We start from the raw sequence: 711 nt of genomic DNA, 5'->3' as shown, positions 1-711 counted from the left end.
ATGTCATTAAATTTGGCAGGAACGCTTCAGGCAATCAGCGTTATAAATGCAAAAATACAGGCTGTGATAAAGATACATTCCTACTGAACTATAAGCGGCCAGGTGATTTGCCAGAGACAAAAGAAAAAATTATTGACATGAGTATGAATGGCAGTGGAATTCGGGATATCGCTCGTGTGTTAAAAGTCAGCACAAACACCGTCATGAAAGAGTTAAAAAAAAGCCAAGTGTCTTGACTCTGTTAACACCCAGCTGCTAAACGGTGATGAAGAAAGAGAAGTCGAATTAGTGTGTGTAAACGATATTGAGCTGGATGAAATGTGGAGCTTTGTTGGTCATAAGAAAAACCAGCGCTGGCTTTGGCATGCAATTGATCACTCAACCCGAAAAATTCTTGCCTATCATTTTGGCCGGCGTAAAGATGAGGCTTTAATTGCGCTTAAATCAAAACTTTCATCGTTTAACATTCGTTATTACTATACAGATGATTGGGGCTCTTATCAGCGTATTTTGCCAGAAGATTCTCACTTCATTGGCAAAAAAAACACACAGGCCATTGAGCGCAAGCATTTATAGCGCTCAACGAATAGTTTCTGACATTGACTTCATTACTTGACTAAGCGCTGTCTCTAAATTTATTTCATCTTGATCAAGCTTCATGCGAACCCTATTTTTAAGCGGTGACCATACATGCTCGATCGGGTTTAAATC

Annotated in this window: 2 protein-coding genes; both read left to right on the top strand. The window is 39.5% G+C overall.

Annotated elements, in window-relative coordinates; all coding sequences use genetic code 11:
- Positions 1 to 236 (top strand): IS1-like element transposase (locus tag C200_RS12565; RefSeq protein ID WP_033923802.1); only part of this gene is annotated, 236 nt, incomplete at its 5' end.
- A gap of 52 nt (positions 237 to 288) precedes the next feature.
- Positions 289 to 576, top strand: a complete 288-nt coding sequence (locus C200_RS12560) for an IS1 family transposase (RefSeq protein WP_033923803.1) — start codon at positions 289 to 291, stop codon at positions 574 to 576.
- Positions 577 to 711: the final 135 nt, after the last annotated feature.

It is taken from the genome of Piscirickettsia salmonis LF-89 = ATCC VR-1361 (assembly GCF_000297215.2).
Classification (GTDB): Bacteria; Pseudomonadota; Gammaproteobacteria; order Piscirickettsiales; family Piscirickettsiaceae; genus Piscirickettsia; species Piscirickettsia salmonis.
The sequence above is the reverse complement of the archived record's forward strand: the minus strand, read 5'-3'. Positions and strand labels throughout refer to the sequence as shown.